The following is a 21811-nucleotide window of genomic DNA, read 5'->3' as shown; positions in this document are numbered from 1 at the left end:
CCATGAGCTGGTCCGCCCACCAATACGTCGCCTTCGAAGACGAACGCACCCGCCCGGTCCGCGACCTGGTGGCTGCCATCCCCAATGAGATCGCGCGCAGCGCGGTGGATATCGGCTGCGGGCCGGGCAACTCCACCGAGGTGCTGCTGGCGCGCTATGCGGGGGCGTCGGTGACCGGGCTGGACAGCTCGCAGGACATGGTCGATGCGGCGCGCAAGCGCCTGCCCGCGGTGCAGTTCCGCGTGGCCGACATCGGCGCCTGGGACGAGGCCGGGCCCTATGACGTGATCCTGGCCAATGCCGTGCTGCAGTGGCTGCCTGACCACGCCAGCCTGTTCCCGGCACTGGTATCCAGGCTCGCTCCCGGCGGCACGCTGGCCGTGCAGATGCCGGACAACCTGGAAGAACCCGCGCACCGGCTGATGCGCCAGGTGGCGGCGGAAAGCCCGTGGGCAGAAAAGCTCGCCGGCGCCAGCAAGGCCCGCGCCGAGCGTGCCCCGGCGCAGTGGTACTACGAGCTGTTGCGCCCGCTGTGCCAGCGCGTGGACGTATGGCTGACCACGTACCACCATCCGCTGGCGGGCGGCCCGGCCGCGGTGGTGGAGTGGTTCAAGGGCAGCGGCCTGCGCCCCTTCCTGCAACCGCTGGACGAGGCCGAGCGCGCCGCCTACCTGGCGCGCTACCAGACCGAGATTGCCAAAGCGTACCCGGCGCTGCCGGACGGGTCGGTGCTGCTGCCGTTCCCGCGCCTGTTTATCGTCGCGACGCGCTGACGCCAGCCCTACGCCGGCTTGTGGCACACCGCTTCGATGTTGTGCCCGTCCGGATCCAGCACGAAGGCGCCGTAGTAGTTGGGGTGGTAGTGCGCGCGGATGCCCGGCGCGCCGTTGTCGCGCCCGCCCGCGGCCAGCGCCGCGCGATGGAAGGCATCGACGGTCTCGCGGCTGTCCACGCGGAAGGCCACATGCAGCGGCGGCTGGTTGGGCGTGCCGCGGTGGATCCAGAAGTCGGGTTGCCCCGGTGGGCCGAAGCCTGCGACATCGGTGCTGCCGGTGACGCTGGCCGGGAATTCCTTGTCCAGCACATAGCCGATGGCGCCCAGCGCCGCCTGGTAGAAGGCGCGGCTCTTGCCGTAGTCACTGACGCTTACGCCGGTGTGGTCGATCATGGGTCGCTTCCTTTCAACGGTGGGAGAGGGCTCAGGCCAGGTCCAGCACGCTCATGGTGGCGTTCAGGCGGCTGACCAGCACCGATTCACCGTGGACGTCGGCGAAGACATCCGCCTCCACCACGATGATCGAACGGCCGGACTTGAGCACATCGGCACGGCAGCGCAGCCGTTCGCTGCGCACGGCCCTGAGCAGGTTGATCTTGAACTCCGCGGTGACCACGTGCTGGCCTGCCTCCAGGATGGTGGATGCCGCCGCGCCCGCGGTGTGGTCCGCGATGGTGGCCTGCACGCCCGCATGGACGATGCCGCCGTGCTGCAGGTGGCGCGGCGCAATGGCCAGCGTGGATTCGCACCAGCCGGGCCCGCAGTCCGCCAGCGTGATGCCGACATCGTTGACAAAGGCGGCCTGGCGAAAGCCCGCCTCGATGGTGTCGCGCAGCAGAAGCCGTTCCTGTTCGGTGGTCATGGCTGTTCCTTGTCGGGTCACTGCATCACCGGGATGTGCGCATTGCAGCGTGAAGGCGCGGGGCTGTCAACCATCCATGCGCCTGTTACGCCGCGCGGAAGCGGGCCGGCGTGCCGTCGCCTACACTGGAAGCATCCGCGACCCGAGTGCGCGCCTGAGCGCATGCAGCCCGCAATGATCGCCGACACCCATCCCCCCACACTGCGCCGCAAGACGCGGCCCGCCGCGGCCTTTGCCGCGCTGACGCAGGCAAGCCTGGCGCGCATCGAAGCGAGCCTGGCCCAGTTGCTGCGCCGCGACGAGCCCGAAGACCTGCACGCGCTGCGCGTGGCGGTGCGCCATGCGCGCGCGGTGCTCTGGGCCCTGGGGCCGTCGTTGCCGCGGCAGGAGCGCGATCGCTGGAAGCATGACCTGCGCATGCTGGCGCGCGCCACCAGCGACGTGCGCGACTGGGACGTATTCCTGGCCGAAACCATTGCCCCGGCACGCAAACTGGAACCGGACGATACCGTGCTGTCGGCCATCGCCGACACCGCCCGAGAGCGCCGCGACACCGCACGGCAAACCATGCTGGCGGCCCTGGCCGGTTACCGTGACTGGCCGCTGCCAGCGCTGCATCGCGACCTGGCGCACCTGGCCCAGCTGGCCGCCCGCGCCCGCAATGGCGGTGGCCGCCTCGGGCCCTTTGCGCGCAAGCGCGTGCGCCGCGGCCGCAAGCGCCTGCGCGCGCTGGCAAAGGCCGCACGCCGCGGCGATCCCCGCGCGGTGCATGAGCAGCGCATCGCCGGCAAGCGACTGCGCTATGTGATCGAGGCATTCGAGCCGGTGCTGCCATCCCGCTACACCAGGGACCTGCATCGCAAGCTGGTCAAAGGGCAGGCAAAGCTCGGCCGCCTTGTCGACGGCATCGTCGCGCGCCGGCTGCTGGCCGATTGCCTGCAGGCGCAGGCAATGCCGGACGAGGCGCCGCCGCGCCCGCTGCCCGGTGCCAGCTGACCACCCGCCCGCCATGGCGGCCTGCCCACCGCGTGCCACGCCAACCGCACCCGATCTGCGACAATAGCGCCATGACTGCTCCCCAGGTTCCCATTGCCGCCATCGCCACCGCGCCCGGACGCGGCGGCATCGGCGTGGTGCGCGTGTCGGGCCCCGATGTTGGCCCCGTGATGCGCGCCGTCTGCGGCCAGGCACTGAAGCCGCGCCACGCCACCTACCTGCCGTTCCTCGATGGCCATGGCAAGGTCATCGACCACGGCCTGGCGCTGTATTTCCCGGCGCCCAATTCCTATACCGGCGAGGAAGTGCTCGAGCTGCAGGGCCACGGCGGGCCGGTGGTGATGCAGATGCTACTGACACGCTGCCTGCAAGCGGGCGACGGCATCGGCCTGCGCCTGGCAGAGCCCGGCGAGTTCACGCGGCGCGCCTTCCTCAACGACAAGCTCGACCTGGCCCAGGCCGAGGCCGTGGCCGACCTGATCGAAGCCAGCACCGAGGCCGCGGCGCGCTCGGCGGCGCGTTCAATGGAGGGCGAATTCTCCAACGCCATCCGCCAGCTTGTGGACAAGGTCATCCACCTGCGCATGCTGGTCGAAGCCACGCTGGACTTCCCCGAAGAAGAGATCGATTTCCTGGAACAGTCCGACGCGCGCGGCCAGCTTGCCACCATCCGCACCGAACTGAGCGGCGTGCTGGCGCAGGCGCGCCAGGGCGCGCTGCTGCGCGAGGGCCTGTCGGTGGTGCTGGCGGGCCAGCCCAACGTGGGCAAGTCGTCGCTGCTGAACGCGCTGGCCGGCGCGGAGCTGGCCATCGTCACGCCCATCGCCGGCACCACGCGCGACCGCGTGCGCGAGACCATCCAGATCGACGGCATCCCGCTGCATATCATCGACACCGCCGGCCTGCGCGAGCATGCCGCCGACGAAGTCGAGCGCATCGGCATCGAACGCACCTGGGACGCTATCCGCCGCGCCGACATCGTGCTGCACCTGGTCGACGCCACCGACTACCTGCGCCATGGCCTGTCAGAGACTGACGACGCCATCGACGACCAGCTCAGCGGCCAGCTGCCGCCGGGCTCGCCGATCGTGCGCATCGTCAACAAGATCGACAAGGCGCCCGCGGTTGGCGATGTCGTCTTCGGCGGCAACCGCCCGCACGTGGTCGCCGCCAACGGCCCCAACCCGACCGAGATCTGGATCTCGGCGCGCACCGGGGCCGGCATTGAACTGCTGCGCCGTGAGCTGCTGCGGCTGGTGGGCTGGCAGTCGGGCAATGAAGGCAACTTCCTGGCGCGCGAGCGGCACCTGACGGCGCTGCGGAATGCGCAATCGCACCTGGATATCGCCGCCGAGCAGGCCGAGCACCAGGCGCAGGCGCTGGACCTGTTTGCCGAAGAACTGCGGCTGGCACAGGATTGCCTGAACAGCATTACGGGTGAGTTCACCAGTGATGATCTGCTGGGGACGATCTTTACGCGGTTTTGCATCGGAAAATAAGGCGCAGCGCCTGACCTCAATCCAGGCTCAGCTGCGATGTCTTGATGGTTTCGCTCCAGCGCAAGCGTTCCGCCGTGACAAAGGCGGCGAATCTCTCCTGTGCCTGTCCGCCTGGAATACCGCCCATCCGGCTGATTTCGGTAACCACGTCCGGGGCGCGCAGGACCGCGACCAGGTGCTCATGCAGCCTGGCTGCGATCTCCGGCGGCGTGCCGGCTTTCACAAAGATGCCGATCCACGCCGTCGACAAGAGGTTGCCCACCCCGGTTTCCTCCATGGTCGGCACCTCGGGCAGGCTGGGGATTCGCCGTGCCGACGTCACGGCGAGCGGGCGCAGCTTGCCGGCCCGGATATGCGGCAGGGCCTGGGTCAGGTTGTCGAACTGGAAAGTCGTTTCACCGGCCAGCAGCGCGGTGGTCGCCGGCGTGGAACCGCGATAGGGAACGTGAATGGCATCCGTTCCCGTGCGCTGCTTGAGCAGTTCGCCGGTCAGGTGGCTGGTCTGGCCGATGCCGGAGGAGCCGAAGGACAGCTTTCCCGCCTGCGCCCTCATTTGCGCGACCAGGTCGGCGGCGCTCCGGATCGGCGACTGTGCGTTGACGACCAGGACGCTGGGAAAAGAGATGACATCGGTAATCCCCACCAGGTCGTCCGGCTTGTATGGCAGGGTCTTGTAGGCGCTGTAGTTGATGGCCTGCGGCCCGACATTCCCGGCCAGGAGCGTGTAGCCGTCGGCGGGCGCGCGTAGCGCCGCCTGTGTGCCGATGATGCCCCCGCTGCCGGGCCGGTTGTCCACGATGACAGGCTGGCCAAGGCGAAGGCTCAGTTTCTGCGCGAGCAGGCGGATGGGAATATCGATCGTGCCCCCTGCCGCGCCCGGCACGATGATGGTAACCGGCCGCGCAGGCCACGCCGCGCCCGTTTGCGCGGACACAGCCGGGGCCGCCATCATTGCGCCCAGGGCAGCGGCAAGTGCGAGCGCCAGGCGCCTGGTACTGCGAAGTGCTTGCATGGCATTGCCTCTTTCTTCTCAGTGTTGTCCTGTTCACGCCTGCGAGCGATGGCCGGCATCGACAAAGCGCCCGAGATGCGCCGAGGCATTGCCGAGCAGTGCATCGTTGGCCATCAGGCGCTTGCTGTAGTGACTGATCGGGGTTTCGTCCTGCATGCCGATCGCCCCATGCAGTTGCAGGGCGTCAAGCGCAAGCACACGGCTGGCATGGCCAACCATGTACTTGGCGGCGCTGACGCGGCGCGAGCGCTCGGCCGGCGGCACCAGGGACCAGCCTGCAACGGCTTCGCGCACCAGCTGGCGTGCGGCATGCCAGCCGCGATAGTGGTCGGCCACCCGATGCTGAAGCACTTGCTGCTCTGAAAGGGTGCGGCCGAACTGCTTGCGCATGCGCATGTACTCAACCGTGAGGGCAAGCGATCGCCGCATGGCCCCGATGCTTTCCGCGCAGAGGGCGAGGGTGGCAAGTTCCAGCGCGTCGTCCAGCAACGCCGTGGCGTGGTCCGCGCCGCAGAGCAGCGCGGACGCAGGCAGTTCGACGTTGTCGAAGCGAATGTCCGCCGCGCTGCGCCCGTCGTGGAGCTGATAGGCACGCAGGCCGACACCGGCCGCCTGGCTCGGCACATCGAACAGCGCCAGCCCGCCTTCAGGCAGGCAAGCCGTAACAAACAGATGCTGCGCCTGGGCGGCGCCCATCACCAGCCGGTTGACGCCGTGCAGGCGCCAGTGCGCGCCATCCCGGCGCGCAACGGTTTCAGGATGGTGGACGTCGCGGCGGGACTGGCCCTCGCGATAAGCCAGCGCGCAGCGGGCCTGGCCGCTGGCCAGCGCTGCGAGCAGCGGTTCGCGTCCTTCTGCGTTCTCCGCGCCAAGCAGCACCTGCGTGCCGAGGACCGCGCTCCAGAGCATAGGCTCCACCACCAGGGCCTCGCCGAGCGCTTCCAGCAATGGCATGAGGTCGGACAGGGTGCCGCCCAGGCCGCCGTCGCACTCCGGGATCAGCAGGCCGGTCAGGCCCAGCTCGGCAAGGGCAGCCCATGCGGCAGGGTCGAAACCGTCCCTGGCAGCCACGGTCTCGCGCCTGCGCTCGAAGCCGTAGTGCTTGTCCAGCCAGCGGCGCAGGGTGCCGTCCATGATCGCCTGCTGCTCGTCCATCTGGTCCTGGCGGGGGCGGTCGATCTCGGTCAGTCCGCCGAACACAGCCTTGGCAACGATCTGGCGTTGTATCTCCGACGAGCCCCCGGCCAGCGTGATGCCACGGTAGCGCCAGTAGTGCAGCGGAAAATTCTCGGCATGGCCAGGAGATAGCGGCTCCGGACTGGGCTCGCCATCGATCGCGCGGGGATCGAAGGGCAATGTTCGGGCGCCCAACGCATCCAGCTTGAACGTGTGCAGGTCCTGCAGCAGCAGGTTGCCATCGAGCTTGAGCAGCGAGGCTTCCAGCTCAGGGCTGCCGCCCTGCTCAGCAAACCGCACTGCCGGCCACCACGCGGCTTCGAGCGCGCGCATGCGAATATCGAGCTCGGCATGCCGGCGCGCCAGCAAGGCATCGTCGATCTGCGCGCCGGGGCCCGGGCGCCATTTGCCGGCCAGTTTCGCGACGCTGGCCAGCTCCGCCTTGCAGTCTCCCACCCGGGCGACGAACAGGCGCTCGATCACCAGCAGTCCCTTGGCGATGGACCAGCCGGCGTGTTCCACGCCCACCAGGTTGGCCGCGGGCACCCGCACGTCGTCGAAGAACATCTGCACGTGGAAGTGCGCGCCGTTGATAAAGCGGATCGGCCGCACCGTCACGCCCGGTGTGCGCAGGTCCATCAGCAGCACCGAGATGCCTTCTTGCTTGCGTCGGGCAGACGGATCGGTGCGGACCAGCACCAGTGCCCAGTTGGCCCACTGGCCCAGGGTCTGCCAGATCTTGCTGCCGTTGACGACCCATTCGTCGCCATCGCGGCGCGCAACGGTGCGCAATGACGCTAGGTCGGACCCGGCGTCGGGCTCGGAATAGCCTTGCGCCCAGAAGTCATCGAAGGACAGCATGCCGGGCAGGAAGCGCCGGCACTGCTCGGGCGTGCCATAGCGGATCAGCGTGGGTCCGATGGTATCGATGCCGAGATTGTCATAGCGCGGCGCGTCGCTGGCCGCCAGCTCTTCCCGGAAGATTGCCTGCTCCACCAGCGACCATCCCGGGCCGCCGTACTCCCGCGGCCAGCCAGGTGCCGCCCACCCGCGCGCATGCAGGATCCGCTGCCAGCGCACGGCCTGCTCGCGCGTCACCAGGCAATGGGCGCGCGAAGCGGCCCGGATATCGGGCGGGACCACCTCGCGCAGGAAGCTGCGAACCTCCTGGCGGAATGCTTCGAGGCGATCGGCTCGGGAATGATCTGGCATGGTTGGCCCTTTGATGAAAGCACTGCTGGGTTGCGTTCTCCTGACGGGATCACAGTCACCCTGGCGACCATGCCGGCTTGCGCTTCTCCACGAACGCCGCCACGCCTTCCTTTGCGTCATCGGTTACCGCGATATTCCCGAAGCTCTCCACCGCACCGGCTACGCCGCGGCGGTAGTCGGAGTCGTTGGCGCGCAGGAAGGCGGCGCGGCCCATCCGCACGATGGTGGGCGATTTCTCGCAGAAGGATTGCGCCAGCGCCCGGGCTTCGCGCATGACGTCCGGCTGCGGCACGACGCGGCTGACCAGGCCCAGCCGCCAGGCTTCGTCGGCATCGAATGCGCGCCCGGTGAACAGCAGGTCAAAGGCGCGGTGGCGCCCGACGATGCGCGGCAGATGCGTGTAGTGGATGGCAGGGATCATGCCGACGTCGATCTCGGGATAGCCAAATGTTGCGTCCTCGGCCGCGACGATCATGTCGCACGAGATGGCCAGGGTCATGCCACCGCCGCGCGCCGCACCCTCGACCGCCGCGATCGACGGCTTCTTCAGCTGGAACTGCGCCTCGCACAACCCCACATAGAGTTTCTCCACCAGCGCATAGAGCTGGCTCGGTGAAGACTGCTGCACGGCATCGAGCCGCAGGCCGGCACAGAAGCGGCGCGGGATGGCGCTGCCGAGGATGACGGCGCGCACCGAGTCGTCTTCGGCGGCGCGCCGCAAGGCGCCGATCAGGTCGTCGATCATGGCCTCGTTCAGCGCATTGACTGGCAGGCTGTCCAGCTGGATTTCGGCGACCTGGTCGCGCACGGCATAGCGGATGGAGGACATGGATTCCATTGAGTGGATATGGGACGGGCTTCAGTTGACTTGGGGGCGGGCTTGCCTCGCGCTCACTACGTGACGGATCCGGCGACCGCCACGATGCCGTCGGCCTGGTAGCGCCGGATCATGTCGGGGCCAAAGCCTGCCTCGCGCAGAATTTCCTCGGTGTGCTGCCCCAGCAAGGGCGGCGCGCGGTGCGCCTGCCGCTTGCCGTCGCGAAACCGCACCGGCAAACCCATGTTCCGGACCGTGCCCAGCACCGGGTGTTCCGATTCGACCACCAGCTGCCGTGCCTCCAGCTGCGGGTGGGCAAGGGCCTGGTCGAGTGTGTGGATGGGCGAGCAGGCCACGCCTGCCGCGCGCAATGCCTGCAGCCAGAATGCGACCGGCTGCGTGGCGATGCGGCGCTGCACGAGGTCCACGGTGCGCGCGAAGTTGGCCACGCGCGCCGCATTGGTGGCGAACGCGGGGTCATCGACGTGGTCGTGCAGCCCGGCGACCGTGCAGAAGCGGCGCCACTGGGCATCGTTGCCGACGCCGATCATGAGCGGGCCATCCGCTGCATCGAAGGCCTGGTACGGGGCCATGGCGGGGTGCGCGGTCCCCATGCGCGCCGGCGCCCGGCCGGTGCGCCAGTAGTTCTGCGCCATGTAGCCCATGAAGCCGAGCGCGGTATCGAGCAGCGAGACCTCCAGGTAGACGCCGTGCCCGGTCTTTTCGCGTTCGATCAACGCGGCCAGGATGCCGCTGAAGGCATGCATGCCCGTGCCCAGGTCGACCGGAGAGAAACTGGCGCGCGCCGGCTTGCCTGCCGGATCGCCCATGGTGCTAATCATGCCGCTGAACGCCTGCAGCATGACGTCATAGCCGGGCTCGTTGCCGAGCGGGCCGGTGCGGCCATAGCCGGAGATCTCGCAGTAGATCAGGCGGGGATTGCGCGCGCTCAGGCTGTCATGGTCCACGCCCAGCCGGGCCGCGGTGCCTCCGCCGAAGCCCTGCAGCACGATGTCCGCGCCGGCGGCCAGGGTCTGCACGAGCTGCTGTCCCTCGGCGGTCTTGAGGTCGACCGCGATGCTGCGCTTGTTGTGGTTGACCGAAAGGAAGGTTGCCGACTGGCCCTGCTCCTGCGGCAGCCAGGCGCGGGTATCGTCCCCCACGCCGATCGGCTCGACCTTGACGACGTCGGCGCCGAGCTCCCCCAGATACTGGCCGCACAGCGGGCCGGCCAGCACCTTGCTCAGGTCCAGCACGCGAATTCCTTGTAGCGCAAGCATGGGCAGTTTCAATGGATGTAAAGTCGGATGAGAGGGCCGGGTGGCGGCTATTCCGCCCGAATGCCAATGCTGCGGGCCGCGGCAGTCCAGCGTTCAGCATCGCGGTCGACAAAGGCCTGCACTTGCGCCGGGGCGATCAGGAGCGGCTCTGCGCCACGCGCGGCCAGGGCGCGCTGATAGGCGGGATCGGCCAGCGCCCTGGCCAGGGCCTGGCGCTGCGCGGACACGATCTCAGGCGGGGTCCTGGCCGAAGCCTGGAGCGACAGCCAGTACTTCAGGGCCAGGCCGCCGTAGCCCGCCTCCTTCATGGTGGGGACGGCCGGCAACAGCGGCGACCGCTCTGCCGAGGTGATCGCCAGCCCCTTCAGCTTGCCGCCCTGAATCTGGCCCACGCAGGTGGTCATGCTGTCGAACAGGAAGTCCACCTGGCCCGCCATCACATCGCTGCTGGCCGGCGCGCTGCCCTTGTACGGCACTTCAATGGCCGAGAAGCCGGCCAGCCGCTGGAGCAGCGCACCGTAGATATGCGGAGAACTCCCCGGCCCGTAGGTGGCAAAGGTGAGGTTGCCGGGCCGCTGCTTGCCAAGCCTGACCAGGTCGCCCATGGTCGAGACACCGAGCTTGCCCGGATGGACTACCAGCACGTTCGGCACGGTGGCGGCAATGCCGATGGCCACAAAATCGCGCTGCGGCAGGAAGCGCGCGGCTGGGTACATCAGGGGATTGACCGCCTGCATGCCGACCGTGTTCAGCAGCAGGATATGGCCATCGGCCTCCGTGTCCAGCACGAACTGCGCTCCCAGGTTGCCGCTGGCGCCTGGCTTGTTCTCGACCACGACCGGCTGCGCCAGCACCTGCGCGAGATGCTTCGCGGCCAGGCGCGCGACGAAATCGCCCGGACCTCCCGCCGCGAACGGCACCACGATCCTGACCGGCCTGGAAGGCCAGCCCTGTGCAAACCCGTGCCGGGCCAGCAAGGCGGCGGCAGTGCCGAGCAGCAGGGTGCGGCGGCTGAATGTCATGGCAGTCTCCGGTGTGGTTCCCTTGTCCCTGGCCGGACACGCTTGCCTGGCAGGATGGGAATCTGGTTGCCACTATGGCGCCGGCCTTGCTATAAGTAAAAGACCGTTTCACGATGCCATACATATAATTTTTATATACTGAGCTCCCCGCCTTGTCGCGCGTTTGCTGGAAATCCCATCATGGCCATTGATATACGGGATCTGCGGTGCTTCCTGGCCGTCGTGTCCGCAGGCTCGATCTCGCGGGCGGCCGAGCACATGCATCTGGCCCAGCCGGCGCTGAGCCTCCAGATCAAGCAACTCGAGCAAGAACTACGCGTCAGGCTGTTCGACCGTACCCAGAGGGGCGTGCTACCCACGGCGGCCGGCCTGCGCTTCGTGAGCCACGCCAAGGACATCCTGACCCGCGTCGACCTGGCCTGCGAGGATGTCCGCGACTTCGTGGCCGAGCCGGCGGGCCGTGTCGCGATCGGCCTGCCCCAGTCCATGGCGCAGATCCTGACCCTGGCGCTGGTGCGCGAGACGCTGGCGCGCTGGCAGAAGATCCAGCTCCAGATCATCGAACTGAGCACGGGCTATATCCCGGAGCGCCTGCTCAGCGGGCACATCGACATCGGCCTGACCTTCCAGGTGGATCCTGGCGCCGGGCTGCTCTTCGAGCATCTGCTGGACGAGGACCTGGTCCTGGTGGGACCCCCTGGCGCGCTCCATGGGGCGCCGAATGCCAGCGGCAGTCCGGGCACGGTCGGCCAGGTCGCCTTCGCCGAACTGGCTGACTACGCCATGCTCCTGCCGGCCGGGCTGCATGGCCTGCGCGCGCTGATCGACCGCCATGCGAAATCCCATCACGTCAGCTTGCGCGTGCTGGCGGAGGTCAACGCCATTCCGCAGTTGATCGAGCTGGCCGCGGCGGGGGTCGGCTTCACCATCCTGTCCTATGCGTCGGTCCGCCGCGAATTGCGCAGCGGCTTGCTGTCCGCGGCCCGCATCGTCGAGCCCGGCATTTCGCGGCCGGTCTACCTGTGCCGCTCTGCCACCACCCCACTGTCGATGGCCGCATCGACCGTGCAAGCGCTGATTTCCGACACGGTGCAGGCCCTGGTCGCCGACGGCCGCTGGCCGGCACACGCTTCCTGAGGCCAGGCTGGCCTACTGCGCAAGCTACGCCCGGGTAAACTGTCGGGAACACCACAATCGAAGCTGCGATGCGGATTTTTGCATCGCACCTTTCCCCCGCCATGCGCCTCATCCTGATCACCTTCGGTACCCAGGGCGACTGCCGCCCCATCGTCGCGCTGGGCCTCGGCCTGCGCGCCGCCGGCCATGACGTGCTGATGCTGGGCGAACGCTCGGCGGCCACGCTCGCGGCAGAGCACGGCCTCGCCTTCGCGCCGATGGCAGGCGATATCCAGCAGACGCTGGCGCCCGGCGGCGCGCTGCACAAGCTGATGACCGAAGGCGGCAACGTCGCCGAGGCCACGCGTGCATTCGCGCGCATTGCCGAGGACAACACCGAGGCGTGGATGGCGCAGCTGGCGGAGGCTGCGCGCGATGCGGACGGCATCGTGTTCTCGGGGCTGACGGCGTATGTGGCGCTGTCGGTGGGCGAGCAGTTGGGCAAGCCGGTGATCGGCGCGGGCATGTTCCCGATCTCGCCGACGCGGGCCTTTCCGTCCGCGCTGCTGCCGCCGTTCAGGATGCCGGGGTGGGCCAATCGCGCCAGCCACCACGTGATCAACTTCGTGCTGTGGCGCATGTTCCGTAGCGCGACCAATGCTGCGCGCTCCAGGCTGTTCGGCGCGTCGGCGCGCAAGGCGATGTGGGCGGACTTTCCTACGCTGTACGCGATCTCGCCGCAGCTGGTCCCGCGCCCGCATGACTGGCATGACGACTGGCTGGTGAGCGGCGCGTGGACCATGCCGCCGCAGCCGGACTGGCAACCGGACGCGCCGCTGCGCGACTTCCTGGCGGCCGGCGAGGCGCCGCTGTATATCGGCTTTGGCAGCATGGCGGGCTTTGACCGGCACAAGGTGGTGACGGCGCTGGTGCAGGCGGCCGATGGCCGGCGCGCGCTGTTCTATCCGGGCTGGAGCGGCATCGACGTGGCGGCGTTGCCATCCAGCTTCCACGTGGTGGGCGCCACCCCGCATGACTGGCTGTTGCCGCGCGTGTCGGCGGCAATCCATCACGGCGGTGCGGGCACCACGCATGCGGCCGCGGCGGCGGGCGTGCCGGCGATCGTGCTGCCGTTTGCGGGCGACCAGTTCTTCTGGGCGGGCCGGCTGGCGGCACTGGGCGTGGCGCCGCGTCATGTCGCCGGGCACAAGATCGACGCGCCGCGGCTGGCGTCGATGATCGCCTTTGCCGAGCAGCCGGCCACGCGCGAACGGGCCGCCAGGCTGGGCCGCGCGATGGCCGCCGAGCGTGGCGTCGACCACGCCGTGGCGGCGATTGAGCGCTTTTGCGGCAGGCAGGGCGCATAATCCCGTTCCGCATTCCGCATTCACTGACGCAGGACCTTCCGATGTTGAACCGTACCCAGCAAATCCTTGTTGCCATCGTCGCCGTGGCTGTCCTTGGCATGTTGTGGTTTGCCGGCAATGACCGCCGCGACGATGTCGGCGATGCCGCGCCCGAGGCGCAGGCCGAAGCCAGCGCGGTGCCGGCCAGCGTCGTGCGCGGGATCCCGCGCGATGGCACGCTCGACCCGATCAGCATTGACCCGGAGCGCCCCGCGGACCGGCTGCCGCAGCTCCAGGCCGACACGCTGCTGAATGACTACCGCGACAACCCCAAGGAAGCCGACACCCGCTACCTGGGCCAGTACCTGATCGTCGAAGGCGTCGCCAGCGGCATTCGCCGCGAGCGCGACCAGGTCTTTGTCGATATCCGCACCAACGATCCCGGCGTGAATGTGCGCGCACTGCTGCTGCAACGCCAGATCTGCGGCCCGGCAGGGCGGGTGTGCGAGGTGGAAGCACGAGCCACCATGGTGCGGCGCGGCCAGAAGGTCGCGCTCGAATGCAACGGCGCAGGGCTGGCGGATGGCGCACCGCTGCTGCGCGACTGCCTGCTGCGCGGCGGCGCCAACTGATCGCGCCATCCTAGATTCCGGAGTCCCGCCATGCAATCCGTTCTGTCCGTCCTTGCCATCCTGATCATGGTGGCCACCATCGTCGGCGTGGTTTCGCCCGCCTGGCTCAGCCAGACGCTGTTTGGCGGCAGACCCGTCACGCGGCTGCAGGTCGCAGTGATCGGGGTCTGCCTTGCCGGGCTGTGCCTGGTCCTGGTGGGCCGGCTGGCTCAAGGCGGCGGCGCGGGCGGCTGAGGCGCCACCGCGGCGCAGAAGCGGCCGTTTTGCGCTTCTGTTTGGACGATTGGATCGGCGTGCCGGCGCCTACAGTGTGAAGGTATGCGGTGGCCACTGTGTCTTGCATGGCAGCCCGCCCCAGCCATACAGGACATCCATGTACAAAGCTATGCTGGCCGCAGGCCTTGGCCTGCTGATCACCGGTTGCTCGACCTACCAGGCAGTGACCCCGGTCGACCGGCCCGACCACACCGATCCCCTGGTCGCGTTCCAGGTGCCCGCTGGCGGCGGCCCGCTGGGCAACTACGGCGCCAACGGCACGCTGCTGTGCGTGGTGGTGAACCCGGTCACAGGCAATGACTTTGTCGAGAACTTTCTCTCATCGCTGCGGCGGCGCAATTTTGAGGTGAAGGTGCTGCAGGCGCAGACCTCGATCGCGGCATGCCCGGTGGTGGCGCTGTACACGGCGCGCAGCGCCTGGTACTGGACTGCGTACCTGAACAGCGCGGACATCACCGTGTTCCGCAACGGCGACCGTGTCGGCAAGGCCATCTATAGCGCCAACCGCAGCGCGGGCGGGCTCAACCTGAGCAACTTCGTGCAGCCGTCGTCCAAGCTGGATGAACTGGTCGAACAGCTGTTCCCCGGCATGCTGCCGCCGCCCCCGCCGCCGCCGGGCACGGCCGCCCCGGCGGCCTAGCCTGTCAGCAGTCAACCGGAGGGCCGGACCATGCCTCTCTGCGCAGCATCTTGCCGGGCGCAGCCGCGCCCGGCCCAGCGTACCCGGATCAGCGCTCCAGCCGCCCCAGGCGCACCACGGTCACGCCCGGGCGCAGCTGCCGCAGCGACGGCATCACCAGCACGCAATCCGGATACGGCGTCACCACTGGCTCGCCGTCGCGCCAGCCGATTACGGTCCCGGCCTCGGTAAAGGTCTCCAGCCCGGTATAGGGGCCGGCAAAGCGGAAGTCCATGCTGGTGGCCACCACCGGCTCGGTCACGCGCACCACGCGCTGCGTGGCGGGCAGCGGTTGCAGCCAGCCTGCGGGCAAGTCGCTCGCATCGATCACGCCGGCATGCAGCAGGAAGCGCGCGGTACTGTCCTGCGCCACGGTCACGGCGGCGGGCTCCCAGTGCTGGCCGCACTCGATCAGCAGTGCATTGCGCGGGCTGGCGGCATCGCCAAAGCCATCGTAGTCGCGCATGCGGCGGCCTTCGGGGTGGCCTTCGTCGACGATCACATCGGCCGGCGCGCCCAGCGCGCGCGCCAGGGCGATGCCCTTGTCGAGCGGGCCGGAGACGATCAGCGGCCGGCTTTTCTCATGCATCGAATGCAGGTCCAGCAGCAGGTCGACGGTGTCGATCACCGGCCGCATGGCGCGCGCGCGGCGCAGCTCCGATGAATCCAGGCTGGCGTCATCCAGCACCCTGGCGGTCCACACGCGGTTGAAATCCTGGTCGACAAAGCGCGATGCGTCGGGCCTGGCGGCATCGAAGCTGTGGTACGCGTCGACGTTGGCAAACGCCAGCGTCAGCCGGCCGCGGCGCGGGCGCAGTCCGTGGTCCAGCAGCGCCTTGACGGCGATGGCGCCGCAGACCTCGTTGCCGTGGGTCAGCGCGTTGACCATCACGTGCGGGCCGGGCTGGCCGCTGTCGAAGGTGTACAGGTAGGGGATGCCGGTATTGCCGGCGGCGTAGGCGCGGATGTCGGGGAACGCGACATCGACTGGGTAGGCGTCGATCGGTGCGGTGGGCTGGGTCATGGGAATCGGTGCGTTCAGGGCGCCTGGCAGGTCGTATGCCTGCGGGGTCGTTGTTGTGAATCGAGTTGAGGAAGGGCGGCGGGCACTTGCAAGAAGCGACGCCGCCCCGCAACCTCACTTATTCATGAATGCCAGCGGTCTGCACGATGGTGCGATAGCGCCCCGTCTCGCGCTTGATAAAGCTGCCGAACTGCGCCGGATTGGCAGGCGCCACTTCCACACCGGCTTCTGCCAGCTTCTTCTTCACATCCGGCATGGCCAGCACGGCCTGCATCTCGGTGTTCAGGCGCTCCACCACCGTTTGCGGCAGCCTGGCCGGGCCCATCAGGCCGAACCACACGCCCATGTCGACGCCCTTGAGCGCGGGCGTCTCGGCCAGCGCGGGCACGTTCGGCGCCACCGGCGAGCGCTTGGCGTTGGTCACGCCGTAGGCCTGCACGCGGCCGGCCTGGATATGCGGCAGCGCCGACGACAGCACCATTACCGCCAGGTCGATCTGGCCGCCGAGCAGGTCGGTGGCCATGGCCGACGCGCCCTTGTACGGCACGTGCGTGATATTGACCTTGCCCTGCTGCTTGATCAGCTCGCCGGCCAGGTTCAGCGGCGTGCCCACGCCCGACGAGGCATACGACAGCTTGCCCGGCTGGGCCTTGGCCAGCGCAATCAGCTCGGCCGCGTTCCTGGCCGCCAGGCCGGGCTTGCCGACCAGCACCATCGGCTGGGTGCCGACGAAGGTCACCGGCACCAGGTCCTTTTCGCCGTCGTAGCGCACGGCGGGGTTGGTCAGGCGGGCGATCGACACTTCACTGCCCGAGCCCATCAGCAGGGTGTAGCCGTCGGCCTCGGCCTTGACCACCTTGGCCGCGCCGATGGTGCCGCCGGCGCCGCCCAGGTTCTCGATCACCACGCTCTGGCCCAGGCGCTTGCCCAGCTCCGGGGCAATGGTCCGGGCCACCAGGTCGACGCTGCCGCCGGCGGTGTAGCCCACCACCAGCGTGATCGGCTTGGCGGGCCAGGCGGAGGCAACGGCGCCGGCGGAAGCGGCAAGGCAGAGTGCGGCAGCGGCCGCGCGCAGGATGGTCTTCATGGTCTTGGCTCTGGGGGTCCCGGAATGGTTGTTGTGGAGCGATGGTAGTGAGCGCGGAACCGGCCCGGCGTGCAGCTTTGGCAAGGGCGGTTGCCGATTCGGCAATGGTGGCCGAAGGCGCATCAGCGCGGTGCCTGCACCGCCGCCTGCCAGAAAGCCTCGGCCAGCGGGCGCATCGGCGCGCGCGGGCGGTACAGGCGGATATCGAGCGCCAGGTCGCCGCCATCATCGCTGCGCGCGCCGCTGATGGCACGCACCAGGCGCCCGGCGTGCAGGTCGTCAGCAATCAGGCGTGCCGGCAGCCAGGCCAGGCCCATGCGCTGGCGCACCATCTCGTGCACCGACTCGGCAAAGTCGCTGACCGCGATCACGTCCAGCCGCGGCGCCAGCTTGCGGCGCGCGATCTCCTGGTTGACCATGCGGCCGAGTGTCAGGGTCTCGGCGTAGGCGATCATGGGCACCGGCTTCGCCGCAGCCTTGCCGGTCGCAAGCCGGTGCAGCGGCGCGCCGCGCGCATCGGCGGCGCTGACGCACACCAGCCGCTCCACGCCGGCCAGGTGGAACTGGTAGCGCGCGTCATCCAGCATCACCGGCAGGTCCGGCGGGCTGTAGCAGAGCAGGAAATCGGCATCGCCCTCGGCAAACATGGCTAGCGCGTCATGCATCGGGAAGGTCGACAGCTGCGTGCGGAAACCGGCCGCCGCGGGGTCGTGCCGCAGCGCCTCGCGCAGGCCCGCCAGCCACGCCGGCACCATCGAGCGCGCCAGGGTCTTGCCGGTGGCGATGGTGACCGTGCTGGCGTCGGCGCGGTGCGCGGCGCGCAGCGCCACGCGGGTCTCGTCCAGCGTGCGCAAGGCGCTCTGCGCGGCTTCCAGGAACTGGCGCCCTTCGGCGGTCAGCCGCACCGGGAACGCGCTGCGGTCGATCAGCGGGGCGCCGGCCCAGACCTCAAGCGCCTGCATGCGGCGGCCAAACGCGGGCGGGGTCACGTTGCGCAGCTCGGCGGCGCGCGCCAGGCTGCCGGCCTGGGCCAGGCAGACGAAGTCTTCAAGCCAGCGGATATGCATGGAAGGCGGACCGTTGAAGGTGGGGCGGCAATGCCCTCATTATCGGCAATACCGGCCGCCACCTTTGCCTGCCGCATTCCTCGGTTAGAATTTTTCGCATGACACTGATCCGGCGCCGCCACCCCTCGTCCCCGACCAGCCAGGCGTCCGACACCACGCCGCCCGCCCCGGAATACACCATCGACGAGCTGGCGCGCGTGGCCGGCACCACGGTGCGCAACGTGCGCTCCTACCAGGACCGCGGCTTGATCGATCCGCCGCAGCGGCGCGGGCGCGTCGGCATCTACACGCAGGCGCACCTGGGACGGCTCAAGCTGATCCACCACCTGCTGGCGCGCGGCTATACGCTGGCCAATATCACCGAGCTGCTCAAGGCCATCGTCGAGGGGCACGATCTGCGCTCGATCCTTGGGTTGGAGACTGCCATCAGCAGCCCGTGGACCAACGAGACGCCGCGGCACTACTCCTACCTGGCGCTGGCGCGGCTGTTCGGCCGCGCGATCTCGCGCCCGGCCCTGGCCAAGGCGATCTCGCTGGGGCTGCTGGAACCGGATGGCCTGGGCTATCTCGCGCGCAGCCCGCGCGCGCTGGCCGCGGGCGCGGAGATCGCCCAGGCGGGCTTTGCGCTGGAAGACGTGCTGGAGATCATCGCGCAGTCGCGCGGGCATTTCCAGGCGGTATCTGACCATATCGTCGCTACCGTGGTGCGCGAGCTGGACCGCTTTGGCATTGGCAAGCTGCCGCCGCCGCAGGACGTGCCGCGGCTGGTGGAGATCCTGTGGCGCATCCGCCCGCTGGCACTGGTGATGGCGGAGACGGAGATGATGCGGGCGCTGGAGATCTCGGCCAACAAATACCTGGGGGACCGGGTAGCGGCGATCATCGAGCATCTGCATGACGAGGAAGATGGCAGCGGCGGGAAGCCATGATTCCGCGCCGGTCCGGTCCCCTCCCCCGCTGTACAGAGCGGGCACACAGGTGACAGGTGTGCGAGGACATGGTTGACGCTTCCCGGCACACGCATCCCACCGCGCTACCTCGCCGCCCTTCCCCGCACCGACTCCTCCAGCAACGACCGCAACTTCGCCAGCGCGCCCGGATCCCCGTGCGCGGCTGAGCGCGCATACCAGATCTTGGCCTGCTCGAGATCCCGGTCGACCACGCCGGGCTCGCCGTGTTCGTAGAAGCTGCCGACGATGTATTGCGCGCCGCCGTCGCCGGCACTGGCCGCGCGGCTGTACCACATGAACGCCTGTCCGTAGTCGCGCGGCACGCCCCGGCCAGTGAAGTAATTCGTCGCCAGCGCCATCTGCGCCTGCACATGCCCGCCCTGTGCCGCCAGTGCATACCAGCGGTTGGCTTCCTCCAGTGACTTCGGCACCAGTTCGCCGCGCTCGTAAAGGTCGCCCCAGGTGTACTGGGCATGCGTCATCTGGTTGTCGGCCGCTTTTTTCAGCCAGACCAGCGCCTCCTGCGGGCGGGCGGCGGTGCCCTCGCCGCGCAGCAGCATCATTGCGTAGTTGAACTGGGCCAGACGGTTGCCCAGCCGGGCCGCATCGGCAAAGCCACGCAGGGCCTGGTCGAAGTTGCCCGCTTCATACGCGGTGACCGCGTCGCGGGTCTGGACCTGCGCGGGGGCAGGCGGCTGCGGTGCGGAGGCTGCCGCCTGCATGCACAACAGCCATGCGGCGGTGGCGCCGGCGAGCAAGGCGGCAATCGGGGGGCGGGCAATCGACATGGCGGACTCCGGGCACAGCGCCTTCCTGATTCCAGTGTAGGAGTCAGGACACGGCGCCGGTAGGCAGGCGCGGACTCGCCGGAATATCCATACGAATAATCAATCGGCCATAATATCTGCCACGATCATTCCTCGCACAGATAAAACCAGGTCTTCAGATCCACCCGGCCCGATGCAGCCGCCGCCACAGTCCCCCGCAGGCGACCGCGGTCACGCCGATCACTGCCGGGTAGGCGAAGTGGAATTTCAGCTCAGGCATGAAATCGAAGTTCATGCCATACAGGCTGAAGATCACGGTCGGGATCGCCAGGATCGCGCCCCAGCCGGCCAGCCGCTTGACCACCTCGTTCTGGCCCACGGTGACCAGCGCCAGGTTGACCTGCACGGCCGTGGTCAGCATTTCGCGCACCACGTCGAGCGTGCGCACCAGCCGGCTGGCGTGGTCCTCGATGTCGCGGAAATAGGCGCGCAGCTCCTTCGGCACCAGGTCTTCGTGCAGCCGGATCAGCTGGCCGCACATGTCCTCCACCGGGCTGACCGCATTGCGCAGACGCAGCACCTGGCGCTTGATCCGGTACAGGCGCTCGATCGCCGCACGGTCGAACTCGTCGCGGAAGATGCCCTGCTCCAGCGCCTCGAAGGTGTCTTCCAGGCGCGTGACGATGGGCAGGTAGTGGTCGACGACAAAGTCCATCAGCGCGTACAGCACATAGCCCGGGCCATTGGCCAGGCCGTGCGGGTCCTGCTCGCAGCGCTCGCGCACGGGCGCGTAGGTGCTGCTGACACCGTGGCGCACCGAAACCACATAGTTGGGGCCGACAAAGAGATGGGTCTCGCCGACCACCACTTCATCTTCCACCAGTTGCGCCGTGTTGAGCACCACGAAGACCGAATCGCCGTAGGCCTCGAGCTTGGGGCGCTGGTGCGCATCGAGCGCATCTTCCACCGCCAGGTCGTGCAGGCCGAACGCCTGCTGGGCCTGGCGCAGCAGCGCGAGGTCAGGCTCATGCAGGCCCAGCCAGACAAAGGTGCCGGGCACCCCCAGCACGGTGCGGATCTCATCCATGCCCACTGTGCCGAGCCGCTTGCCCTGCCGGTAGGCCACGCAATTGACGATGGCGCCCATGAAAACTCCGCTGATCAGATGGCGCAATCGTAACAAGCCTTTACGCTGTGCCGGACTCGATGCGCGTTGCCCCGCGCGGCATACCACGCTGGCCGCACTTGTCCGGCGCTACGGTGTGCCGTGCACGCGCATATGGAACCCACGCGCCACCTGCTGTACATATCGATCCAATTGTTACAGTTCGCGACAGATACGACGTTAGAATGTGGCATTTCCACGGTCACCCGGCTATGTCCCAGAAGAAATCGCCACGCTTCGAGCTGCGCAGTGGCAACGTAGACGCCCTCCTTCTCGCCCTCCAGACCGCCGACATGGCTGCGCTGCGGGATGACCTCCTCGCCCGCTTTGAAGCCACCCCCGACTTCTTTTCCAATGACGTGATCGCGCTGGACCTGCGCGCGCTGGAAGATGACAGCGAAGTCGCGCTTGGCACCGTGATCGACACGCTGGCCACGCTCAGGGCCCGCGCCATCGGCGTGGTGGCCCGCCCCGGCCAGCGCGAGTGGGCCGAGCGCTTCGGCCTGCCGCTGCTGGACAGCCAGGCCCGCCGCGGCAGTGGCGCCGATCGCGCCACCGACCGTGCCGCCGAGGCCAGGGCCGCAGCCGCGGCGGAACAGGCCGCCGCCGAACAGGCCGCGCGCGAGGAATCCATCCGCGCCGCCGCGCAGGCCACCACCGACGCCGCCGTGGCCGCTGCCATCCGCCAGACCCAGACCATGCTGATCGACAAGCCGCTGCGCTCGGGCCAGCAGGTCTACGCGCAGGGCGACGTGGTCATCCTGGACGTGGTCAGCTACGGCGCCGAGGTGATCGCCGAAGGCAACATCCATATCTATGCCCCGCTGCGCGGCCGTGCGCTGGCGGGCGTCAAGGGCAACACCGGCGCGCGCATTTTCAGCACGTGCATGGAGCCTGAACTGATTTCCATCGCCGGCATCTACCGGACCGCGGAGCAGACGCTTCCGGCCGACGTGCTCGGCAAGACCGCCCAGGTGCGCCTGGCCGATGAAAAACTGATTCTCGAAGCGCTGCGGCTCAAGTAACCGCGCAGCCCTCGGGACCGAATTGC

At 68.6% G+C, this 21811-nt stretch carries 22 protein-coding genes; 10 read left to right on the top strand and 12 right to left on the bottom strand.

Going from position 1 to position 21811, the window contains the following annotated elements; translation table 11 throughout:
* Positions 1 to 2: 2 nt before the first annotated feature.
* Positions 3 to 773 (top strand): trans-aconitate 2-methyltransferase, encoded by a 771-nt coding sequence (gene tam / locus AC1Q6V_RS00470; protein ID WP_058697473.1) that lies wholly within the window; start codon positions 3 to 5, stop codon positions 771 to 773.
* A gap of 8 nt (positions 774 to 781) precedes the next feature.
* Here the strand turns inward: tam and AC1Q6V_RS00465 are convergent, their stop codons facing one another.
* Both AC1Q6V_RS00465 and AC1Q6V_RS00460 read right to left on the bottom strand, forming a co-directional pair.
* Positions 782 to 1168 (bottom strand): VOC family protein, encoded by a 387-nt coding sequence (locus AC1Q6V_RS00465; protein ID WP_010811473.1) that lies wholly within the window; start codon positions 1166 to 1168, stop codon positions 782 to 784.
* Between the two features lie 31 nt (positions 1169 to 1199).
* Positions 1200 to 1637, bottom strand: coding sequence for a PaaI family thioesterase (locus AC1Q6V_RS00460; protein ID WP_010811472.1), 438 nt, complete (start codon positions 1635 to 1637; stop codon positions 1200 to 1202).
* A 174-nt stretch (positions 1638 to 1811) separates the two neighbouring features.
* Here AC1Q6V_RS00460 and AC1Q6V_RS00455 point away from each other — a divergent pair, with 174 nt between their 5' ends.
* Together AC1Q6V_RS00455 and mnmE are read left to right on the top strand one after the other, a co-directional pair.
* Complete coding sequence (locus AC1Q6V_RS00455) at positions 1812 to 2633, top strand: CHAD domain-containing protein (RefSeq protein WP_454751132.1); 822 nt, start codon at positions 1812 to 1814, stop codon at positions 2631 to 2633.
* A gap of 71 nt (positions 2634 to 2704) precedes the next feature.
* A complete protein-coding gene (gene mnmE, locus AC1Q6V_RS00450) occupies positions 2705 to 4132 on the top strand; it encodes a tRNA uridine-5-carboxymethylaminomethyl(34) synthesis GTPase MnmE (protein ID WP_058697470.1) in 1428 nt (475 codons plus the stop codon).
* A gap of 16 nt (positions 4133 to 4148) precedes the next feature.
* Here mnmE and AC1Q6V_RS00445 read toward each other — a convergent pair whose 3' ends face one another.
* The 5 genes from AC1Q6V_RS00445 to AC1Q6V_RS00425 all read right to left on the bottom strand — a co-directional run bounded on the left by AC1Q6V_RS00445 (position 4149) and on the right by AC1Q6V_RS00425 (position 10651).
* Positions 4149 to 5144 (bottom strand): tripartite tricarboxylate transporter substrate binding protein, encoded by a 996-nt coding sequence (locus AC1Q6V_RS00445; RefSeq protein ID WP_010811469.1) that lies wholly within the window; start codon positions 5142 to 5144, stop codon positions 4149 to 4151.
* A 33-nt stretch (positions 5145 to 5177) separates the two neighbouring features.
* Positions 5178 to 7532, bottom strand: a complete 2355-nt coding sequence (locus tag AC1Q6V_RS00440) for an acyl-CoA dehydrogenase family protein (protein WP_454751133.1) — start codon at positions 7530 to 7532, stop codon at positions 5178 to 5180.
* 55 nt (positions 7533 to 7587) lie between these two features.
* Positions 7588 to 8361 (bottom strand): enoyl-CoA hydratase/isomerase family protein, encoded by a 774-nt coding sequence (locus tag AC1Q6V_RS00435; protein ID WP_010811467.1) that lies wholly within the window; start codon positions 8359 to 8361, stop codon positions 7588 to 7590.
* 65 nt (positions 8362 to 8426) lie between these two features.
* Complete coding sequence (locus AC1Q6V_RS00430) at positions 8427 to 9629, bottom strand: CaiB/BaiF CoA transferase family protein (protein WP_439671153.1); 1203 nt, start codon at positions 9627 to 9629, stop codon at positions 8427 to 8429.
* Between the two features lie 47 nt (positions 9630 to 9676).
* On the bottom strand, positions 9677 to 10651 hold the full coding sequence (locus AC1Q6V_RS00425) for a Bug family tripartite tricarboxylate transporter substrate binding protein (RefSeq protein WP_454751134.1): 975 nt from the start codon (positions 10649 to 10651) through the stop codon (positions 9677 to 9679).
* Positions 10652 to 10831: 180 nt separating this feature from the next.
* Between AC1Q6V_RS00425 and AC1Q6V_RS00420 the strand changes: the two genes are divergently transcribed.
* The 5 genes from AC1Q6V_RS00420 (at position 10832) to AC1Q6V_RS00400 (ending at position 14661) form a co-directional block, all read left to right on the top strand.
* Positions 10832 to 11788: a LysR family transcriptional regulator gene (locus tag AC1Q6V_RS00420; RefSeq protein WP_011614346.1), complete on the top strand. Its 957-nt coding sequence runs from the start codon at positions 10832 to 10834 to the stop codon at positions 11786 to 11788.
* 101 nt (positions 11789 to 11889) lie between these two features.
* Positions 11890 to 13134 (top strand): glycosyltransferase, encoded by a 1245-nt coding sequence (locus AC1Q6V_RS00415; RefSeq protein ID WP_041687095.1) that lies wholly within the window; start codon positions 11890 to 11892, stop codon positions 13132 to 13134.
* 41 nt (positions 13135 to 13175) lie between these two features.
* Positions 13176 to 13745, top strand: a complete 570-nt coding sequence (locus AC1Q6V_RS00410) for an OB-fold putative lipoprotein (protein ID WP_010811462.1) — start codon at positions 13176 to 13178, stop codon at positions 13743 to 13745.
* A 30-nt stretch (positions 13746 to 13775) separates the two neighbouring features.
* Positions 13776 to 13979 carry a hypothetical protein gene (locus AC1Q6V_RS00405; protein ID WP_010811461.1) on the top strand — a complete coding sequence of 68 codons (204 nt, stop codon included), beginning with the start codon at positions 13776 to 13778 and terminating at the stop codon, positions 13977 to 13979.
* 139 nt (positions 13980 to 14118) lie between these two features.
* A complete protein-coding gene (locus AC1Q6V_RS00400) occupies positions 14119 to 14661 on the top strand; it encodes an Sbal_3080 family lipoprotein (protein WP_439671150.1) in 543 nt (180 codons plus the stop codon).
* Between the two features lie 88 nt (positions 14662 to 14749).
* Here the strand turns inward: AC1Q6V_RS00400 and AC1Q6V_RS00395 are convergent, their stop codons facing one another.
* From AC1Q6V_RS00395 to AC1Q6V_RS00385, 3 genes are all read right to left on the bottom strand, one after another.
* A complete protein-coding gene (locus AC1Q6V_RS00395) occupies positions 14750 to 15724 on the bottom strand; it encodes a M14 family metallopeptidase (protein WP_058697467.1) in 975 nt (324 codons plus the stop codon).
* A 118-nt stretch (positions 15725 to 15842) separates the two neighbouring features.
* On the bottom strand, positions 15843 to 16811 hold the full coding sequence (locus tag AC1Q6V_RS00390; protein WP_010811458.1) for a Bug family tripartite tricarboxylate transporter substrate binding protein: 969 nt from the start codon (positions 16809 to 16811) through the stop codon (positions 15843 to 15845).
* A 122-nt stretch (positions 16812 to 16933) separates the two neighbouring features.
* A complete protein-coding gene (locus tag AC1Q6V_RS00385; RefSeq protein ID WP_010811457.1) occupies positions 16934 to 17878 on the bottom strand; it encodes a LysR family transcriptional regulator in 945 nt (314 codons plus the stop codon).
* Positions 17879 to 17976: 98 nt separating this feature from the next.
* Here AC1Q6V_RS00385 and AC1Q6V_RS00380 point away from each other — a divergent pair, with 98 nt between their 5' ends.
* Positions 17977 to 18807 carry a MerR family transcriptional regulator gene (locus AC1Q6V_RS00380; RefSeq protein WP_010811456.1) on the top strand — a complete coding sequence of 277 codons (831 nt, stop codon included), beginning with the start codon at positions 17977 to 17979 and terminating at the stop codon, positions 18805 to 18807.
* A gap of 104 nt (positions 18808 to 18911) precedes the next feature.
* Here the strand turns inward: AC1Q6V_RS00380 and AC1Q6V_RS00375 are convergent, their stop codons facing one another.
* Positions 18912 to 19616, bottom strand: a complete 705-nt coding sequence (locus tag AC1Q6V_RS00375) for a tetratricopeptide repeat protein (protein WP_010811455.1) — start codon at positions 19614 to 19616, stop codon at positions 18912 to 18914.
* A gap of 154 nt (positions 19617 to 19770) precedes the next feature.
* A complete protein-coding gene (locus AC1Q6V_RS00370) occupies positions 19771 to 20742 on the bottom strand; it encodes a magnesium and cobalt transport protein CorA (RefSeq protein WP_011614341.1) in 972 nt (323 codons plus the stop codon).
* A 230-nt stretch (positions 20743 to 20972) separates the two neighbouring features.
* Between AC1Q6V_RS00370 and minC the strand changes: the two genes are divergently transcribed.
* On the top strand, positions 20973 to 21785 hold the full coding sequence (gene minC / locus AC1Q6V_RS00365) for a septum site-determining protein MinC (protein ID WP_454751135.1): 813 nt from the start codon (positions 20973 to 20975) through the stop codon (positions 21783 to 21785).
* Positions 21786 to 21811 lie beyond the last annotated feature (26 nt).

This window comes from Cupriavidus sp. GW823-FHT07B10, from assembly GCF_058794355.1.
This window is presented reverse-complemented; position numbering and strand designations above follow the sequence as displayed.

What these genes read in the sequence shown, in the direction of transcription:
- minC (WP_454751135.1), top strand. Translation starts at nt 20,973, where the DNA reads ATGTCCCAGAAGAAATCGCCACGCTTCGAGCTGCGCAGTGGCAACGTA.
- AC1Q6V_RS00390 (WP_010811458.1), bottom strand. Translation starts at nt 16,811, where the DNA reads ATGAAGACCATCCTGCGCGCGGCCGCTGCCGCACTCTGCCTTGCCGCT.
- AC1Q6V_RS00400 (WP_439671150.1), top strand. Translation starts at nt 14,119, where the DNA reads ATGTACAAAGCTATGCTGGCCGCAGGCCTTGGCCTGCTGATCACCGGT.
- AC1Q6V_RS00455 (WP_454751132.1), top strand. Translation starts at nt 1,812, where the DNA reads ATGATCGCCGACACCCATCCCCCCACACTGCGCCGCAAGACGCGGCCC.
- AC1Q6V_RS00420 (WP_011614346.1), top strand. Translation starts at nt 10,832, where the DNA reads ATGGCCATTGATATACGGGATCTGCGGTGCTTCCTGGCCGTCGTGTCC.
- AC1Q6V_RS00445 (WP_010811469.1), bottom strand. Translation starts at nt 5,144, where the DNA reads ATGCAAGCACTTCGCAGTACCAGGCGCCTGGCGCTCGCACTTGCCGCT.
- mnmE (WP_058697470.1), top strand. Translation starts at nt 2,705, where the DNA reads ATGACTGCTCCCCAGGTTCCCATTGCCGCCATCGCCACCGCGCCCGGA.
- tam (WP_058697473.1), top strand. Translation starts at nt 3, where the DNA reads ATGAGCTGGTCCGCCCACCAATACGTCGCCTTCGAAGACGAACGCACC.
- AC1Q6V_RS00435 (WP_010811467.1), bottom strand. Translation starts at nt 8,361, where the DNA reads ATGTCCTCCATCCGCTATGCCGTGCGCGACCAGGTCGCCGAAATCCAG.
- AC1Q6V_RS00415 (WP_041687095.1), top strand. Translation starts at nt 11,890, where the DNA reads ATGCGCCTCATCCTGATCACCTTCGGTACCCAGGGCGACTGCCGCCCC.
- AC1Q6V_RS00440 (WP_454751133.1), bottom strand. Translation starts at nt 7,532, where the DNA reads ATGCCAGATCATTCCCGAGCCGATCGCCTCGAAGCATTCCGCCAGGAG.
- AC1Q6V_RS00410 (WP_010811462.1), top strand. Translation starts at nt 13,176, where the DNA reads ATGTTGAACCGTACCCAGCAAATCCTTGTTGCCATCGTCGCCGTGGCT.
- AC1Q6V_RS00385 (WP_010811457.1), bottom strand. Translation starts at nt 17,878, where the DNA reads ATGCATATCCGCTGGCTTGAAGACTTCGTCTGCCTGGCCCAGGCCGGC.
- AC1Q6V_RS00370 (WP_011614341.1), bottom strand. Translation starts at nt 20,742, where the DNA reads ATGGGCGCCATCGTCAATTGCGTGGCCTACCGGCAGGGCAAGCGGCTC.
- AC1Q6V_RS00425 (WP_454751134.1), bottom strand. Translation starts at nt 10,651, where the DNA reads ATGACATTCAGCCGCCGCACCCTGCTGCTCGGCACTGCCGCCGCCTTG.
- AC1Q6V_RS00380 (WP_010811456.1), top strand. Translation starts at nt 17,977, where the DNA reads ATGACACTGATCCGGCGCCGCCACCCCTCGTCCCCGACCAGCCAGGCG.
- AC1Q6V_RS00405 (WP_010811461.1), top strand. Translation starts at nt 13,776, where the DNA reads ATGCAATCCGTTCTGTCCGTCCTTGCCATCCTGATCATGGTGGCCACC.
- AC1Q6V_RS00430 (WP_439671153.1), bottom strand. Translation starts at nt 9,629, where the DNA reads ATGCTTGCGCTACAAGGAATTCGCGTGCTGGACCTGAGCAAGGTGCTG.
- AC1Q6V_RS00375 (WP_010811455.1), bottom strand. Translation starts at nt 19,616, where the DNA reads ATGTCGATTGCCCGCCCCCCGATTGCCGCCTTGCTCGCCGGCGCCACC.
- AC1Q6V_RS00395 (WP_058697467.1), bottom strand. Translation starts at nt 15,724, where the DNA reads ATGACCCAGCCCACCGCACCGATCGACGCCTACCCAGTCGATGTCGCG.
- AC1Q6V_RS00465 (WP_010811473.1), bottom strand. Translation starts at nt 1,168, where the DNA reads ATGATCGACCACACCGGCGTAAGCGTCAGTGACTACGGCAAGAGCCGC.
- AC1Q6V_RS00460 (WP_010811472.1), bottom strand. Translation starts at nt 1,637, where the DNA reads ATGACCACCGAACAGGAACGGCTTCTGCTGCGCGACACCATCGAGGCG.